Origin of the sequence: Micromonospora sp. NBRC 110037 (assembly GCF_001652995.1) — a bacterium.
Classification (GTDB): Bacteria; Actinomycetota; Actinomycetes; order Mycobacteriales; family Micromonosporaceae; genus Micromonospora; species Micromonospora chalcea.
In genome coordinates, this window is record NZ_BBVA01000002.1 from 1,844,960 (window position 1) to 1,860,074 (window position 15,115).

General features: G+C 72.5%; 17 protein-coding genes. 4 read left to right on the forward strand and 13 right to left on the reverse strand.

The window, feature by feature from the left end; translation table 11 throughout:
• The first annotated feature begins 129 nt into the window (after positions 1–129).
• Positions 130–1,014 carry an ABC transporter substrate-binding protein gene (locus tag A4R25_RS07440; protein WP_064446097.1) on the forward strand — a complete coding sequence of 295 codons (885 nt, stop codon included), beginning with the start codon at positions 130–132 and terminating at the stop codon, positions 1,012–1,014.
• A gap of 260 nt (positions 1,015–1,274) precedes the next feature.
• On the opposite strand, the gene tatC is transcribed toward A4R25_RS07440, so the two are convergent.
• From tatC to A4R25_RS07465, 5 genes are all read right to left on the reverse strand, one after another.
• Positions 1,275–2,228, reverse strand: a complete 954-nt coding sequence (tatC, locus tag A4R25_RS07445; protein ID WP_064446098.1) for a twin-arginine translocase subunit TatC — start codon at positions 2,226–2,228, stop codon at positions 1,275–1,277.
• Positions 2,229–2,249: 21 nt separating this feature from the next.
• Positions 2,250–2,579, reverse strand: a complete 330-nt coding sequence (tatA, locus tag A4R25_RS07450) for a Sec-independent protein translocase subunit TatA (RefSeq protein ID WP_064446099.1) — start codon at positions 2,577–2,579, stop codon at positions 2,250–2,252.
• Positions 2,580–2,795: 216 nt separating this feature from the next.
• Positions 2,796–3,044: a hypothetical protein gene (locus A4R25_RS07455; RefSeq protein WP_043324371.1), complete on the reverse strand. Its 249-nt coding sequence runs from the start codon at positions 3,042–3,044 to the stop codon at positions 2,796–2,798.
• Between the two features lie 10 nt (positions 3,045–3,054).
• Positions 3,055–4,062 carry a YafY family protein gene (locus A4R25_RS07460; RefSeq protein ID WP_043324373.1) on the reverse strand — a complete coding sequence of 336 codons (1,008 nt, stop codon included), beginning with the start codon at positions 4,060–4,062 and terminating at the stop codon, positions 3,055–3,057.
• Positions 4,059–5,057: a YafY family protein gene (locus A4R25_RS07465; RefSeq protein ID WP_064446100.1), complete on the reverse strand. Its 999-nt coding sequence runs from the start codon at positions 5,055–5,057 to the stop codon at positions 4,059–4,061. Before A4R25_RS07465 ends, A4R25_RS07460 begins: the two co-directional genes overlap by 4 nt.
• A 104-nt stretch (positions 5,058–5,161) precedes the next feature.
• On the opposite strand from A4R25_RS07465, the gene A4R25_RS07470 reads away from it, so the two are divergent.
• Together A4R25_RS07470 and A4R25_RS07475 are read left to right on the forward strand one after the other, a co-directional pair.
• Positions 5,162–6,151 carry a cation diffusion facilitator family transporter gene (locus tag A4R25_RS07470; protein ID WP_064446101.1) on the forward strand — a complete coding sequence of 330 codons (990 nt, stop codon included), beginning with the start codon at positions 5,162–5,164 and terminating at the stop codon, positions 6,149–6,151.
• Between the two features lie 44 nt (positions 6,152–6,195).
• Positions 6,196–7,281, forward strand: a complete 1,086-nt coding sequence (locus A4R25_RS07475) for a DUF3866 family protein (RefSeq protein WP_043324377.1) — start codon at positions 6,196–6,198, stop codon at positions 7,279–7,281.
• 12 nt (positions 7,282–7,293) lie between these two features.
• On the opposite strand, the gene A4R25_RS07480 is transcribed toward A4R25_RS07475, so the two are convergent.
• Positions 7,294–7,842, reverse strand: a complete 549-nt coding sequence (locus tag A4R25_RS07480; protein ID WP_064446506.1) for a carboxymuconolactone decarboxylase family protein — start codon at positions 7,840–7,842, stop codon at positions 7,294–7,296.
• 239 nt (positions 7,843–8,081) lie between these two features.
• Here A4R25_RS07480 and A4R25_RS07485 point away from each other — a divergent pair, with 239 nt between their 5' ends.
• Positions 8,082–9,026, forward strand: coding sequence for a hypothetical protein (locus A4R25_RS07485; protein ID WP_043324379.1), 945 nt, complete (start codon positions 8,082–8,084; stop codon positions 9,024–9,026).
• Between the two features lie 7 nt (positions 9,027–9,033).
• Here A4R25_RS07485 and A4R25_RS07490 read toward each other — a convergent pair whose 3' ends face one another.
• The 7 genes from A4R25_RS07490 to dop all read right to left on the reverse strand — a co-directional run bounded on the left by A4R25_RS07490 (position 9,034) and on the right by dop (position 15,008).
• Positions 9,034–9,252 carry a hypothetical protein gene (locus tag A4R25_RS07490; RefSeq protein ID WP_030504132.1) on the reverse strand — a complete coding sequence of 73 codons (219 nt, stop codon included), beginning with the start codon at positions 9,250–9,252 and terminating at the stop codon, positions 9,034–9,036.
• Between the two features lie 62 nt (positions 9,253–9,314).
• Positions 9,315–10,673 (reverse strand): Pup--protein ligase, encoded by a 1,359-nt coding sequence (pafA, locus tag A4R25_RS07495; RefSeq protein WP_030504131.1) that lies wholly within the window; start codon positions 10,671–10,673, stop codon positions 9,315–9,317.
• 149 nt (positions 10,674–10,822) lie between these two features.
• On the reverse strand, positions 10,823–11,656 hold the full coding sequence (gene prcA, locus A4R25_RS07500; protein ID WP_043324381.1) for a proteasome subunit alpha: 834 nt from the start codon (positions 11,654–11,656) through the stop codon (positions 10,823–10,825).
• A gap of 54 nt (positions 11,657–11,710) precedes the next feature.
• Entirely contained in the window at positions 11,711–12,550 is an 840-nt protein-coding gene (gene prcB, locus A4R25_RS07505) for a proteasome subunit beta (protein WP_030504129.1), read from the reverse strand.
• On the reverse strand, positions 12,469–13,155 hold the full coding sequence (locus tag A4R25_RS30480) for an endonuclease VII domain-containing protein (RefSeq protein ID WP_197494853.1): 687 nt from the start codon (positions 13,153–13,155) through the stop codon (positions 12,469–12,471). The genes prcB and A4R25_RS30480 overlap by 82 nt, the downstream gene beginning before the upstream one ends.
• A 21-nt stretch (positions 13,156–13,176) precedes the next feature.
• Complete coding sequence (locus A4R25_RS07515) at positions 13,177–13,383, reverse strand: ubiquitin-like protein Pup (RefSeq protein ID WP_030504127.1); 207 nt, start codon at positions 13,381–13,383, stop codon at positions 13,177–13,179.
• 107 nt (positions 13,384–13,490) lie between these two features.
• Positions 13,491–15,008 (reverse strand): depupylase/deamidase Dop, encoded by a 1,518-nt coding sequence (gene dop / locus A4R25_RS07520; protein ID WP_036344014.1) that lies wholly within the window; start codon positions 15,006–15,008, stop codon positions 13,491–13,493.
• Between the last annotated feature and the right edge of the window lie 107 nt (positions 15,009–15,115).

Below are 15,115 nucleotides of genomic sequence, written 5' to 3' on the forward strand. Positions count from 1 at the left end.
CCCGGCACACCGCCCGGGGGGCTCGGCGGAGTCAGCAGAGTCTAAGCGGGTACGGCGTCGCGGCAAGGCCCGAGGGCGGCCCGATGTGCCCGCGCACCGGGCGGTCCGCGGGACCGGCATGATGGCGGCATGCGGCTGGTCTCCCTGCTTCCCTCCGCCACCGAGATCGTGTACGCGCTGGGTCTCGGCGACGACCTGGTCGGCGTCACGTTCGAGTGCGAGGTGCCCGCGTCGTACCGGGCGGGCACCACTGTGGTCGTCGGCGGCCGGGACACCCGGGGCATGAGTCCCGGCGACATCGACGCCTACGTCAGGGCGCAGGTCGCGGCCGGGGCCGACCTGTACACGCTGCACGCCGGTGCGCTGGCCGGGCTGGACCCGGACCTGATCCTCACCCAGGACCTGTGCCGGGTCTGCGCGCTGCCCTCGGGCCGGGTCGCCGACGCGGTGGACCACCTCGGGTGCCGGGCCGAGGTGCTGTCGCTGGACCCGTACACCCTGGACGACGTCCTGGAGTCGATCCGCGCGGTGGGCGCGGCGGCCCGGGTGCCCGACCGTGCCGAGGCCCTTGTCGACGGCCTGCGCGCCCGGCTCGCGGCGGTCCGCGCGGCGGTGGCCGGCCGGCCCCGGCCCCGGGTCGCGGTGGTCGAATGGGTGGACCCGCCGTTCGGCGCGGGACACTGGATTCCCGACCTGGTCGACGTGGCCGGCGGCGAGCCGGTGGGCACCCATCGCGGCGCCCGGTCCGGCCCGACCACCTGGGACGCCCTGCGTGCCGCCCGACCCGACGTGGTGCTGGTCGCGCCGTGCGGCTTCCACCTCGACGGCGCGGCCGTGCAGGCCGCCGGCGTGGCCGGGCACTTCCCCGGCGCGCAGGTGTGGGCGCTGGACGCGGACGGCCTGATCGTGCGCGCCGGCCCGCGCCTGGTCGACGGCGCCGAGACCATAGCCGCCATCCTCCACCCCGACGCGCTCCCCGCCGCCGCTCCCAACGCAGCCCGCCGCATCACCTGACCCCCCGGCCCCGGCCCGGCCCCGGCCCCGGCCCCGGCCCCGGCCCCGGCCCCGGCGATCTTGCACTTCCTGCCCGGGCAAAGTGCGGAAACCGGTCATCCGAGGGGCAGCAAGTCCATGATCAACGTAAGGGCGGGCCGTCGCGCGGGCATCGAGTTCAAGGTCGGCGGAGGGCACTCGGCGCGGCGGCGAGGGGCGGCTGCGGAAACGCGGACGCCGCCCCCGTGAGGTGGGGACGGCGTCCGGGTGAGTGGGGTCGGTCAGGTCATGTCGTCGTAGCGGCGTTCGATCGGCTTCGGGGCGACGACGGGCTCGGGCGCCCCGATCGGCTCGGACGCCTCGATCCGGCCCCCGGCGGGCACCGGCTCGGTCGACAGGTCCAGCGGTGACACCTCGTCGTCGGCGATGCCGGCGTACACCTCACGCCCGCGACCGCGCCGCTTGTCGTTGATGAACGCCACCCCCACCGCGGCGAAGTAGAGCGCGCAGAGGCAGATCGCCAGCGCGGTCATGCCGAACGGGTCGGGCGTCGGCGTGACCACGGCGGAGAACGCGAAGAACACGAACACCGCCACCCGCCACCAGCTGAGCAGCCGCTTGGCGCTGGCCAGGCCGACGAAGTTGAGCATCAGCACGATCAGCGGGAACTCAAACGCCACCCCGAACAGCAGGATCAGGTTCGTGACGAACCCGACGTAGCGGGTGATGTCGAGAGTGGTGGTCACGTCGCCGCCGCCGGAGACGTTGAGCAGGAACTCCAGGCCCTTGGACGTGACGAAGTACGCCAGCACCGCGCCGGCCGCGAACAGCGGGGCCGCCAGCGCGGTGAAGAAGTACGCGTACCGCCGCTCGTGCCGGTGCAGGCCGGGCGCGATGAACGCCCAGAGCTGGTAGAGCCAGATCGGCGCGGCGATGATCAGGCCGACCCAGAGGGCCACCTTCATCTGCAGCAGGAACAGGTCGGCGGGACCGAGCTGGACGAAGTTGCAGTTGCCGTCGATCAACCGCGCCTTGGGCAGGTCGCAGTAGGGCTTCTGCAGGATGTGCAGCACCGGCCCGGACAGCCAGACGCCGAAGCCGAAGCCGACCAGGATCGCCAACGACGCGCGGAACAGCCGGTTGCGCAGCTCACGGATGTGCTCCATGAGCGTCATCGAGCCGTCGGCGGCCCGCACGAAGTTGCTCGGGCCGCGCTTCTTCAACCCGAAGGCCACGGTGGTTGGGGCCCTCTCGGATCAGTTCTCGCGGACGCGCTGCACCGGGTCGGCCGGCGGCGCGACCGGCTGCTGCGGCTGCGGCGCGTACGGCTGCTGCGCGTACGGCTGCTGCTGCGCGTACGGCTGCCCCTGCACCGGCTGCTGCGGCGGGAGCGGCTGGTAGCCGGCCTGCGCGTCCGCCTTCTCGGCGAGGTTACGGTCGTCGTCCTGCAGGCTCTTGGTCTCGGCCTTGATGATCCGCAGGGATCGGCCCAGCGAGCGGGCCGCGTCGGGGAGCCGCTTCGCGCCGAACAGCAGGATCAGCACGACCACGAGTACGGCGATGTGCCACGGCTTGAGGGCACCCATGGGAAGCTCCAGTCGCTCTGTGTCGGTGAGGGTGGGTCGCCGCCCATCGTACGTGCGTCGCAGCGGCTTGCCACCCCGGTGGGCCTGCTGGTGCGGGCCCGATCGGTGAAGTTTCGACCAACCCGAAGTGTCCCGTCAACCGTCCAGGTCCGCGCATTTCTGCGCGCAACCGCCCGGTTACGCGCAAACGACGCTCACCGGGCCGGGGGCCGTCGATCAGTCGCCGCGCTTGGCCTTGATCAACGTCATCCGCTCCTGCGCGACGACGATCCGTTCCTGGAGCGACTCGGCCCGCGCCTGCAGCTGTTCGGCGGCGGTCCGCAGCGACTCCGCCTCGGCCGCCCGGCGCTGCAACGCCAGCGCGGAACGGCGCAGCCCGGACAGGCGGCTCACCACCGGACGGACCGCCAGCGCCAGGACGACAAGCGCGAACAGCACGACTCCGAGCACGATCCACTTCACCACGGCGGTCAGCCTATCGGGTGACGCCGGCGGCCGCCGGGTCGGCGGTGCCGGCCGGGGTCGCGTACGCGTCGAGCGCGGCCACGGCCTGGGCGCGTACCTGCTCGGCCAGCTCGGCCGGGGCGACCACCGTCACCTCCGGGCCCAGCCCGAGCACGAACCGCCGGGCCCACCCGAGGTCGGTGACGCGCAGCGACACCAGCCACTGCTCGCCGTCGGCCTCGACGCGCTCGCACGGATAGTATTCGGTGATCCACCGCTCGCCCCGACCGATCCGCAGCGTGATCAGCGGCAGGTCGGCCGACGGGCGGAACACGCCGTCACTGAGGTCGTGCGGGCGGGCCTGCGGCGGCACGACCGCCTGCTCCGGCAGCTCGGCCACCGCGTCGATCCGGTCGGCCCGGAACAGCCGCACCGCCTCGGCACGGCGGCACCACGCCTCCACGTACGCCCGGCCGCCGACCATCAGCATCCGCAGCGGGTCGATGGTGCGCTCGGTGGTCTCGTCCCGCGCCGCGGTGTAGTAGGTGATCCGCAGCGCCCGGCCGCGCTCGACGGCGGCGCGCAGCTCGCGTACCCGGGCGCTGTCGCCGGGCAGGCGGACCTCCACCGGCGCGCCGGCCAGGTCACCGGCGGCGTTCTCGATCTTGGCGAGCGCCCGCTCGACCGCCTCCCGGTTGGCCACCCCGGGCGTCTCGGCGATCATCCGCAACGCCACCACCAGGGCCAGCGCCTCGTCGGGGGTGAGCCGCAGCGGCCGGTCGATGCCGGCGTCGTAGGTGATGGTGACCCGGTCGCCGTCGAACGCCATGTCGATCAGGTCACCGGGGCCGTAGCCGGGCAGCCCGCACACCCAGAGCAGTTCCAGGTCCTCCCGGAGCTGCTTCTCGGTCACCCCGAGGTCGTGCGCCGCCTCGGCGATCTCGATGCCGGGGCGGGCCAGCAGGTAGGGCACCAGGTTGAGCAGCCGGGCCAGCCGGTCGGCGGAGGCACGGCCGGCGCGGGCCGCCGGGCGGGTCACCGGGCACCCCCGGCGGTCGCCAGCTCGTCGTGCCGGGCGGCGACCTCCTTCAGCCGCTGGATGACCGCCTCCCGCACCTCCGGTGGCTCCAGCACCCGCACGTCCGGGCCGTACCCGACGATCTGGCCGGCGAGGTAATCGGCGTCGGCGTACGGCAGCACCAGCCGGTCGCCGTCCGGGCCGGCCTGGCACTCCACCGCCCAGCGGCGCAGCCCGGCGGCGCGGCCCGGAGTGGCCAGCACCGTGGCCCGGCCGGTGCGCTCCACCGGCCCGGACCAGCGGGCCACGTGGCTGATCAGGTCGACGCCGACGGGCGGCTCGTAGGCGCCCGGCTCGCCGGTCGCCCGGACCGCGCCGACCACCCGGGACAGCCGGAAGCAGCGGGTCGCCGCGCGGTCCAGGTCGTGACCGACCACGTACCACCGGCCGCGCCAGCAGACCACGCCCCACGGTTGCACCCGGCGGCGGGTGGGCGCGTCCCGGTCCGGCACCCGGTAGTCGAAGCTGACCTCGCGGCGGTCCCGCGCGGCGGCGGTCAGCGGCGCGAACGCCGGGTCGACCGTGACCATGGGCTCCAGGCCGAGCGTGGCCTGCGGGTCCACGTCGATGCCGGCGGCGCGCAGCTTCGCCAGCCCGGACGACGCGGCGGCGGCCAGCCCGGCGTGCTGCCACAGCCGCGCGGCGATGCCCACCGCCGCGGCCTCGTCCGGTTCGAGCGGAATGTCGGGCAGCGCGTAGGCGCGCGGCGCGATCCGGTAGCCCGGCTCGGCGTCGAAGACGCTCGCCGTGCCGGTCTCCAACGGCACGCCCAGCTCACGGAGCTCGGCCTTGTCGCGCTCGAACTTGCGCTGGAACGCCTCGTGGTCCTTGGCGTCGTCCGGGTCGTGCTCGTAGCCGGGCACGGTCGCGGCGATCTGCGCGGCGGTCAGGAAGCGTCGCGTCGACAGCAGGCAGATCACCAGGTTGACCAGGCGTTCGGTACGGGTCCGGGACACGTGCAAACGCTAGCAGCCCGCGCATGGCGCGCGGGCACCCGCGCGGCGCGGCGCAGAGGTCTTCCCGACCGGCGACGGGCATCGACCGGTCATAGGGTGGGCGCATGGTGGAAGCGGAGGTCAAGACCGAGAGCGTCGGCACCGTCGTGGTGGCCGGCGCGGCGAACCTCGCCATCGCCGTCGCCAAGCTGGTCGCGGGCCTGATCTCCGGCTCCGCGGCGATGCTCTCCGAGGCCGCCCACTCGCTCGCCGACACCACCACCGAGGTGCTGCTCTATCTGGCGCTGCGCCGGGGCGCGCGGCCCGCCGACACCCGGCACCCCTTCGGGTACGGCAAGGAGAGCTACGTCTGGGCGTTCCTCGCCGCGCTGTTCACCTTCGTCGCCGGGGCCGGCTTCGCCATCACCCACGGCGTCACCACCATCCTGGTGCACGAGCACAGCGGCGAGTACCTCGTCGCGTACGTGGTGCTGGCGGTCTCGTTCGCGATCGAGTCGGTGTCGCTGGCCCGGGCGGTGCGGCAGGTGCGCGGAGAGTCGCGCCGCTGGGGCACCACCCCGCGCCGCTACCTGCGCCTGACCGCCGACACCACGGTCAAGGCGGTCTTCCTGGAGGACAGCGCCGCGCTGGTCGGCCTGCTGATCGCCGCCGCCGGGCTCACCCTGTCCCACCTCACCGGCGACGAGCTGTACGACGGGATCGCCTCGATCCTCATCGGCGTGCTGCTGCTCGTGGTCGCCGTCGTGCTGGCCCGCAGCAACATCTCGCTGCTGGTCGGCCGTTCCGTCTCCGACCGGCTGCACCGGCGCATCGAACGGGAGCTCGCGGACGTGCCGACGGTGGACCGGATCGACACGCTGATGACCATGTTCCTCGGCCCCGACGACATCCTCGTCGCCGCCAAGGTCGACTTCCACGACGACGCCACCGGCGCCGACATCGAGGCCGCCGCCGACGAGGCCGAACGCCGGCTCACCGGGCGCTTCCCGGAGATCGCGTTCGTCTTCCTCGACCCCACCCGCTCCCGCACGGCCGGGCGGCCCGCCCGCACCACCCAGGACGAGACGGGTCGCCCGCTCGACGGCGACACCTGACCCGCCCCCGGCCCGCCCGCACCCCGGCCGATACCGTGCACCGCATGGTGCGATGGCGGTCCGGCACGGTCACGGCGGTACGGCGACGGTGGTCCGGCGCCGTCGAACTCGACGTCGACCTGCCCGACGGCGTCCGGATGCGCGCCCTGGCCTACCCGGCGCTGGTCGGCGAGCCCGAGCCCGGCGACCGGGTGCTGCTCAACGCCGGGGCGCTGCTGATGGGCCTCGGCACCGGCGGCTACGCGCTGGTCGTCGCGCTGCCCGACCGGCTGCCCGCCGACCCGCCGCAGGCCGGCGACAGCCGCGACGCCGGCCACCTGGTCAAGGCCCGCTACACGCCGCTGCAGCCGATCCTGCTGGGCGTGGACGAGGAGGCGTCGCCTCACCACGAACTGCTCGCCGCCGCCGAGTCGGTCGACGGCATGCCGGTGGTCACCGCCGACCTGCACTCCGCGCTGCCGGCGATCCTGGCCGGGGTACGCGCCGACGCGCCCGACGCCCGGGTCGCGTACGTGCTCACCGACGGCGGGGCGCTGCCCGCCTGGTTCTCCCGCACCCTGGCCGGCCTGGCCGGTCACCTCGTGGGCACGGTGAGCGTGGGCCAGGCGTTCGGCGGCGACCTGGAGGCGAGCACACTGCACAGCGGCCTGCTCGCCGCCCGGCACGTACTCGGCGCGGACCTGACGATCGTCGCCCAGGGCCCCGGCAACCTCGGCACCGGAACCCGCTGGGGCTTCTCCGGCGTCGCCGTCGGCGAAGCCGTCAACGCGGTCGCCACGCTGGGCGGGCGCCCGGTCGGCTCGCTGCGCATCTCCGACGCCGACGCCCGGCCCCGGCACCGTGGCGTCTCCCACCACAGCCTGACCGCGTACGGCCGGGTCGCGCTGGCCCCCGCGGAGCTGGTGGTGCCGGACGGCCTCGACCCCGCCCTGGCCGCGGAGGTCGCCGCGGCGCTCGCGCCGCTGGCCGACCGGCACACGATCGTCACAGTGCCCACCGACGGCCTCGACGCGGCGCTGCGGGCCGGCCCGGTCGGCCTGTCCACGATGGGCCGGGGCCTGGACGCCGACCACGCCTACTTCCTGGCCGCCGCTGCCGCCGGCCGCCACGCGGCCCGCCTGCTGGGCTGAGCCCCGCCGCCCTCAGATCGCCAGATAGCCGTTCGCGACCAGGTGGTCTGCGGCCCGCGCGAACACCTCGGGATCCTGCGGCGTCCACGTGCCCAGCCCGTCGACGTAGCGGTTGAACATGCAGAACGCCGCCGCGATCAGCACCGTGTCGTGGATCTCCAGGTCGGTGGCGCCCGCCGCGCGGGCCGCCTCCACCAGCTCGGTGGTGACCTCCCGGCCGCTGCGCCGGACCGCGGCGGCGATGTGCAGCAGCGCCCGCAGCTTCGCGCCGACCGGCGCGGTCGCCACGTCCGCGCGCACCCGGTCGACGAACTCCATCCCCGTGGGCAGCTGCGCGGCGGCGAACGCCGCGTGTGACGAACAGCAGAAGTCGCAGTCGTTGAGGCCGGAGACGTACGCCGCGATCAGCTCCCGCTCCCCCGGCGTCAAGGTCGGATGCGGAGCGCGCAACAGCACCTCCGCCAGCTCGCCCAGCGGCTTCGCCGTCTCCGGACGGAACCGCAGCGGCCCCTGGATGCCCGGATAGGCCTTCTCGTCCAGCCCGAGATCGATGTGTGCGATGACGTCACGCTCCCCTGTCCGTGCCGGCCCGGTCACGCCGGCGGCCCGCCGTCCAGAGTGCCGCCACCCCCGCCGCCCGGGCCAGACACCGGAGACAGGTCAGCATGATCGAAGAACCAGGGCCCTGCGCGGCCTCCCCATACTGTCCGGGAAATCGACTCCGGCCATCCCGTCACCGCCGTCCGCGCCAGGCAGCCGCGCGGGAAACGCGGCTGGCCGCCGTTAGGAGGCGACCCCCCATGGCACTGCGACAACTCCCGAACGCGGCCCCCGACGCCGGGATCTCCACCCACCGCCCGCCGCATCCCCTCCGACTCGCCCTGATCAGCGCGGCGGCCGGCGTGCTGCTGGCCGTCCTGTGGTCCTTCGAGCTCGTCGACAAGGTCATCGGCGACAACGTCGCCAACACCGTGCTCGGCCACGACGCCAAGGAGACCGCCATCACCGGCGCCGTCGCCGGGATGCTCTTCGCCTTCGTCTCCGGCTTCGCCGGCACCTTCACCGCCTGCAACATCGCCGTGGCGGCCTCGGTCGGGCCGATGAGCCAGGTCTCCGGCGCCGACCCCGCCGGCGGCACCCGGTCCGCGCTGCGCGCCCTGCTGCGCCCGGTCGGCTGGCTCGCGCTCGGCATGGTCGTCGTCTCGGCCGCCTACGGCATCATCGGCGTCCTGCTCGGCGACCGGCTGCCCCAGCTGTCCACCGAGACGGTCGGCACCGTCCCGGTACGCCTCATCCAGTCCTCGGTCGTCTTCGGCGTCATCGGACTCGCCCTCACCTACCTCGGGCTCGCCGCGCTCAAGCTCGTGCCGGACATCTTCGCGCACCGGCCCGTCGCCCGGGTGATCACCATCGGCGCGCTCGTCGGCGGGTTCCTCGTCGGCCGCCCCTACCCGATGTTCAACAAGCTGTTCCACTGGGCCGTCGACACCGGCAACCCGCTCTACGGGGCGCTGGCGTTCACGCTGCAGTCCCTCGGGAACATCCTGCTCGTCACGGCCGTCTTCGCCCTGGCCGTGGCGATCAGCCGCGGACGCTTCCTCGCCTGGATGGCGGACCCCCGCCGCGCCGCCGCCGTCACCGGAGCGCTGCTCGTCGCGCTCGGCGTCTTCACCGTCATCTACTGGGACATCCGGGTGCCGGCCATGTTCGGCTTCGGCTGGTTCCCCCGGATGCCGTACAACTGAGCCGAACTCAGCCGAGCAGCAGGATCAACGCCAGCCACCCGCCGACGATCAGCACCAGCGCCGCCGCCAGCACCCACGTCGGGACCGTGTAGTCACCGCGCCGGTTGCGCTCGATCTCGGCCCGGATCTTCTCCCGGCGGCGATCGATCCAGTTGAGCTTCTCGCCGCCGTCGCGGCCGGAGGACGTCTCACGGTCGGGGCGACCGGCGGATTCGGAAGTGTTCATCGCGACGACAGCCTACCCGTGCCACGGGCGGCCGGTGCCGGGCACCGGCCGCCCGTGGGCGGTCACATGCTGGCGATCAGGCGCTCCACCCGCTCGTCGTAGGCCCGGAACGGGTCCTTGCACAGCACCGTGCGCTGCGCCTGGTCGTTCAGCTTCAGGTGCACCCAGTCCACCGTGAAGTCACGCCGCTTCTCCTGGGCGTGCCGGATGAACTCGCCGCGCAGCCGCGCCCGGGTGGTCTGCGGCGGCGTCTCCTTCGCCTCGAAGATCTCCGGGTCCGTGGCCACCCGGTCCACCTCGCGGCGACGCTCCAGCAGCCCGTACAGGCCGCGCCCACGCCGCAGGTCGTGGTACGCCAGATCCATCTGCGCCACCCGCGGGTGCGACAGCGGCAGGTCGTGCTTGCGCTGGTACCGCTCGATCAGCTTCAGCTTCGTGACCCAGTCGATCTCCCGGGCCACCGGGTCCAGGTCGCCGGTCTCGACCGCGCGCAGCACCCGCCCCCACAGGTCGACCACCCGCTTCGCGGTCTGGTCACCGCCCCGGCGCTCCACGAACTCCGTCGCCTTGGCCAGGTATTCCTGCTGGATCTCCAGCGCCGAGACCTCCTTGCCGGCCGCCAGCCGCACCTTGCGCCGGCCGGTGATGTCGTGCGACACCTCGCGGATCGCCCGGATCGGGTTCTCCAGCGTGAGGTCCCGCATCACCACGCCCGCCTCGATCATCCGCAGCACGATGTCGGCGGTGCCGACCTTCAGCAGCGTGGTGACCTCGTTCATGTTCGAGTCACCGACGATCACGTGCAGCCGGCGGTACCGCTCCGCGTCCGCGTGCGGCTCGTCCCGGGTGTTGATGATCGGCCGGCTGCGGGTGGTCGCCGACGAGACGCCCTCCCAGATGTGCTCGGCCCGCTGCGACAGGCAGTAGACCGCGCCGCGCGGCGTCTGCAGCACCTTGCCCGCGCCGCAGATCAACTGCCGGGTGACCAGGAACGGGATGAGCACGTCGGCGAGCCGGCCGAACTCGCCGTGCCGGGACACCAGGTAGTTCTCGTGGCAGCCGTACGAGTTGCCGGCCGAGTCGGTGTTGTTCTTGAACAGGTAGATCTCACCCGCGATGCCCTCGTCGTGCAGCCGCTTCTCCGCGTCGACGAGCAGCCCCTCCAGGATCCGCTCACCGGCCCGGTCGTGCGCCACCAGGTCGGTCACCGAGTCGCACTCCGGAGTCGCGTACTCCGGGTGCGAGCCCACGTCCAGATAGAGACGGGCGCCGTTGCGTAGGAACACGTTGCTCGACCGGCCCCACGACACCACCCGCCGGAACAGGTACCGCGCGACCTCGTCGGGGGACAGTCGGCGTTGCCCGCGATAGGTGCAGGTGACGCCGTACTCGGTTTCGAGGCCGAAGATTCGCCGCTCCATGATGAGACATTAGCCGCCCGGAGCCTCCGATGGGCATCGCCGACGCTCACCGCTTGCGATCTTCCCCGCGCGGACCGCAAAGCCGGCGGCCTCCCGTACGCGAAAGACCCCGCCACCGCGACGCGGCGACGGGGTCTTTCGCGTAGGTGTCACTCGGCGGGCTTGTCCTCCGCGTTGCCCTCCAGATCGGCCGAGCCCGCCGACGTGGTCGGCTTCTTCGCCTCCTCCGTCGGCACCGTCGGCGTCTTCGCCCGGCCCGGCGCGGGCGCGGTGTCGGCCTCCGCGTCACCGTCCAGCAGCGCGGTCAGCGCCGCGCCGGTGACCCGCCGGAACGTACGCCCCACCCGGCGCCGGTCCAGGACCGCAACCTCCAGCTGGTTCGCGGCGATCGTGCGGGCCGCGCCGCCCTCGCCGCCGACGCTGCTCAGCGCCTTCATGGCGGCGCGGACCGCCTCCGACAGCGACATCTCCGGCCGGTGCTCGTTCTTCAGCACCCCGCTGATCGCCTCGGCCTGGCCGCCCATCGCCATCCGGCCCGGCTCGTCGTTCACCGAACCGTCGTAGGTCACCCGGTAGAGGGAGTCGTCCTCGGGCGTGGCGCCCACCTCGGCCACGCAGATCTCCACCTCGAACGGCTTCGACTGCTCGGTGAAGATCGCGCCCAGCGTCTGCGCGTACGCGTTCGCCAGGGCCAGGCCGGTCACGTCCCGCCGGTCGTAGCTCAGGCCGTTGAGGTCGGCCATCCGCACGCCCGCGCGACGCAGGTTCTCGAACTCGTTGTACCGGCCGACGGCGGCGAAGCCGATCCGGTCGTAGATCTCGCTGACCTTGTGCAGCGTGCTGGACAGGTTCTCGGCGACGAAGAGCACCCCGCCGGCGTAGCTCAGGACCACCGCGCTGCGGCCCCGGGCGATGCCCTTGCGGGCCAGCTCGGAGCGGTCGCGCATGATCTGCTCGGGCGAGGCGTAGAACTGCATGGCCACGGCGGCGGTTCTCCTTCTGCGGGACTGCTGACTCGGTGGACGGTGGGATCGGCCTCAGCCGCCGGGGTTCTCCATCCGGCCGGCCACCACGCTCTCCGCGATCGCCGCCGTCTCGGCGTCGGTGAGCCGGTGCGTGCCCTCGGCGGTAGCGGTCATCACGACCGGGTAGATCCGCCGGGTCAGGTCCGGACCGCCGGTGGCGGTGTCGTCGTCCGCCGCGTCGTAGAGCGCCTCGACCGCCAGCCGCGTCGCGTCCTCGACCGACAGGCCGGTCCGGAACCGCTTCTTCAGCGCCGACTTGGCGAACAGCGAGCCGGAGCCGATCGCGTCGTAGCCGGTCTCCTCGTACGGGCCGCCGGTCACGTCGAAGCTGAAGATCCGCCCGGCCCGCGCCGGGTCGCTCGCCGCCAGGTCGAAGCCGGCGAACAGCGGGACCACGGCCAGGCCCTGCATGGCCGCGCCCAGGTTGCCGCGGATCATCGAGGCGAGCCGGTTGGCCTTGCCGTCGAGCGAGAGCATCGCGCCCTCGATCTTCTCGTAGTGCTCCAGCTCCACCTGGAACAGTCGCATCAGCTCGATGCCGATGCCCGCGGTGCCCGCGATGCCGACCAGCGAGTACGCGTCGGCCGGGTGCACCTTCTCGATGTCGCGCTGGGCGATCAGGTTGCCCATCGTGGCGCGCCGGTCGCCGGCCATGACCACGCCACCGGCGGCCGAGATGGCCACGATGGTGGTCGCGTGCGGCGCCATGTCGGCGGCCATGCCGGGCGGCAGCGGCCGACGGCCGGGCAGCATCTCGGGGGCCACCTTGCTCAGGAACGCTGTGAAGGAGGACGTCCCCGCGTTGGTGAACACATCTGGAAGACGCCCGGATGGATCAAAACCCGCTGCCACGTGGTTCCTCTCAGGTACGTGATCGCCCTGGCCAGGACGTCGGCGTTGTCCTTGAACTGGCCAAGACCACCGTTGCAGTTGAAGCAGAGTATCCCGCGCACCCATCCGGTGCGATGATCGTGGTCCAGATGTTCCGGATCGGGGCGCCGACAGATCGCGCACACGCCGCCCTGCTCGGCCAGGAGCTCCTGGAACTCCTTCTCCCCGACCCCGTAGCGGCGGCGCAGGTGGTACTCGCGATTGCCGCCGTAGAGTCGCTGCTTGGTCTCACGAGTCCGGAGGTTGTGGCACGGCTTGCAGTAGGTCGCATAGCCCGTGCTGTCAGAGCGGTTACGAGGGAAGTCGGCTAGGGGCTTGACGGTTCCGCAGTCGGCGCAGAAGCGATGGCCGTCCGGGACTTCCCTCGGCGTTTTCACCTCACGGTCGTACCGCTGCTTCACCCGCTTCGCATAGCTCGCCTTCGAGCGAGCGTTGAAGCAGGGCTTGCAGTAGCTGCCGCGGCCGCTGGGACGTTTGCTGCTCGCACAGAACTCATCGAGCGGCTTCCAGTCACCGCAGTCGCGGCAACGACGTCGGCCATCCTGATCGTCAAGGGGAACCGGCATGTCCGTTTCAGCCCTATTTGATCACTGACCTCCCTTTTGTACGTATCCCCTCACGAACTCCTCTGCGTTCTCCTCCAGGACGGAGTCGATCTCGTCGAGCAGGTCGTCGACGTCCTCGGTGATCTCGGCGTGCCGCTCGGCCACCTCGGGGTTCGCCTCCGCGGTGACCTCGTCGACCTCCTCGCGGGACTTGCCGGACTGGGTCTGCCCACCCTCTTGGGTCGCCATGGTGGTGCCTCCTCCACGATCGCCTGCGATCAACTTACCTCGCGGGAGCGACGAAAGGCCCGCCGCGCGCCCGGTTCCGGCACCCGACGGGCCTTCCGGCATCCGGGTCACCCGCCGGTGAGCGTCTCCAGCAGATCCTTGGCGCTCTCGCAGCGGTCGAACAGCTCACCGACGTGCGCCCGGGTGCCCCGCTCGGGTTCCATCATCGGCACCCGCACCAGCGACTCCCGGCCCACGTCAAAGATGACCGAGTCCCAGCTCGCGGCGACCACCTCGGAGGCGTACTGCGCCAGGCAGCGGCCCCGGAAGTAGGCCCGGGTGTCCTCCGGCGGCTCGGTCATCGCGGTGCGGGTCTGCTCGTCGCTGAGCATCGTCTTCATCGAGCCACGCTGCACCAGGCGGTGGTAGAGGCCCTTCTCCGGCCGCACGTCGGAGTACTGCAGGTCGACCAGCTGCAGCTTGTGCGAGCCCCAGCCGAGCTTCTCCCGCTCCCGGTAGCCCTCCAGCAGCCGCAGCTTCGCCACCCAGTCCAGCTCGTCTGCGCACTCGAACGCGTCGCGGCCGAGCCGGTCCAGCACGCTCTCCCAGCGGCGCAGCACGTCGGCGGTCTGCGCGTCCACGTCCTTGCCGTAGCGGTCGTCCACGAAGGAGCTGACCCGTTCCAGGTACGCCCACTGCACGTCCAGCGCGGTGAGCTTGCGGCCGTCGCGCATCCGCATCAGGTGCTTCAGCGACGGGTCGTGGCTGACCGCGCGCAGCTCCCCCACCGGGTCGGCGATGCCCAGGTCCGCGCCGAGCGCCTTCTCCTCGATCATGGTGAGGATCAGCGCGGTGGTGCCGACCTTGAGGAACGTGGAGATCTCGGAGAGGTTGGCGTCGCCGATGATGACGTGCAGCCGGCGGTACTTGTCGGCGTCGGCGTGCGGCTCGTCGCGGGTGTTGATGATGGGCCGCTTGAGCGTCGTCTCCAGCCCCACCTCGACCTCGAAGAAGTCGGCCCGCTGGGAGATCTGGAAACCGGTCTGGCCGCCGTCCTGGCCGATGCCGACCCGCCCGGCGCCGCAGACGATCTGCCGGGTGACGAAGAACGGCGTCAGGTACGCCACGATGTCGGCGAACGGCGTCTGCCGGCGCATCAGGTAGTTCTCGTGCGCGCCGTAGCTGGCGCCCTTGTTGTCGGTGTTGTTCTTGTACAGGTGGATCGGCTGGGTGCCCGGGATGGTCGCGGCCCGCCGGGCCGCCTCGGCCATCACCCGCTCCCCCGCCTTGTCCCACCGGACCACGTCGAGGGGGTTGGTCACCTCGGGCGTGGAGTATTCCGGGTGGGCGTGGTCGACGTAGAGCCGCGCGCCGTTGGTGAGTATGACGTTGGCGAGGCCGAGGTCCTCGTCGGCGAGCGCCTCGGCCGGGTCGTACGCGGCGCCGGAGTAGGTGAACCCGCGCGCGTCGCGCAGTGGCGACTCCTCCTCGTAGTCCCAGCGGGCCCGGCCGCCCCGGTTGAGTTCCGGCCGCGCCCCGTAGGCGTTTACCACCTGGGAGGAGGTGACCATCGGGTTGGCTCCGGCCTGACCGGGCACGGAGATGCCGTACTCGACCTCGGTGCCCATGATCCTTCTGACGCTCATCGACCTGCCCGCTCCCGCTCGCCGTCCCGGTCCCCGTCATGTCGAGCGTAGTCGGCGTGACGCGCCGAGGGGGCGTGGCGGCAGCGCCGGGTCCGGTGTGGCGGCTT

Bases quoted from the DNA above. Each gene is read 5' to 3' on its own strand.
- A4R25_RS07440 (WP_064446097.1), top strand. From the start codon at position 130: ATGCGGCTGGTCTCCCTGCTTCCCTCCGCCACCGAGATCGTGTACGCG.
- tatA (WP_064446099.1), bottom strand. From the start codon at position 2,579: ATGGGTGCCCTCAAGCCGTGGCACATCGCCGTACTCGTGGTCGTGCTG.
- A4R25_RS07470 (WP_064446101.1), top strand. From the start codon at position 5,162: ATGGTGGAAGCGGAGGTCAAGACCGAGAGCGTCGGCACCGTCGTGGTG.
- A4R25_RS07475 (WP_043324377.1), top strand. From the start codon at position 6,196: ATGGTGCGATGGCGGTCCGGCACGGTCACGGCGGTACGGCGACGGTGG.
- A4R25_RS07485 (WP_043324379.1), top strand. From the start codon at position 8,082: ATGGCACTGCGACAACTCCCGAACGCGGCCCCCGACGCCGGGATCTCC.
- A4R25_RS07490 (WP_030504132.1), bottom strand. From the start codon at position 9,252: ATGAACACTTCCGAATCCGCCGGTCGCCCCGACCGTGAGACGTCCTCC.
- pafA (WP_030504131.1), bottom strand. From the start codon at position 10,673: ATGGAGCGGCGAATCTTCGGCCTCGAAACCGAGTACGGCGTCACCTGC.
- A4R25_RS30480 (WP_197494853.1), bottom strand. From the start codon at position 13,155: ATGCCGGTTCCCCTTGACGATCAGGATGGCCGACGTCGTTGCCGCGAC.
- A4R25_RS07515 (WP_030504127.1), bottom strand. From the start codon at position 13,383: ATGGCGACCCAAGAGGGTGGGCAGACCCAGTCCGGCAAGTCCCGCGAG.
- dop (WP_036344014.1), bottom strand. From the start codon at position 15,008: ATGAGCGTCAGAAGGATCATGGGCACCGAGGTCGAGTACGGCATCTCC.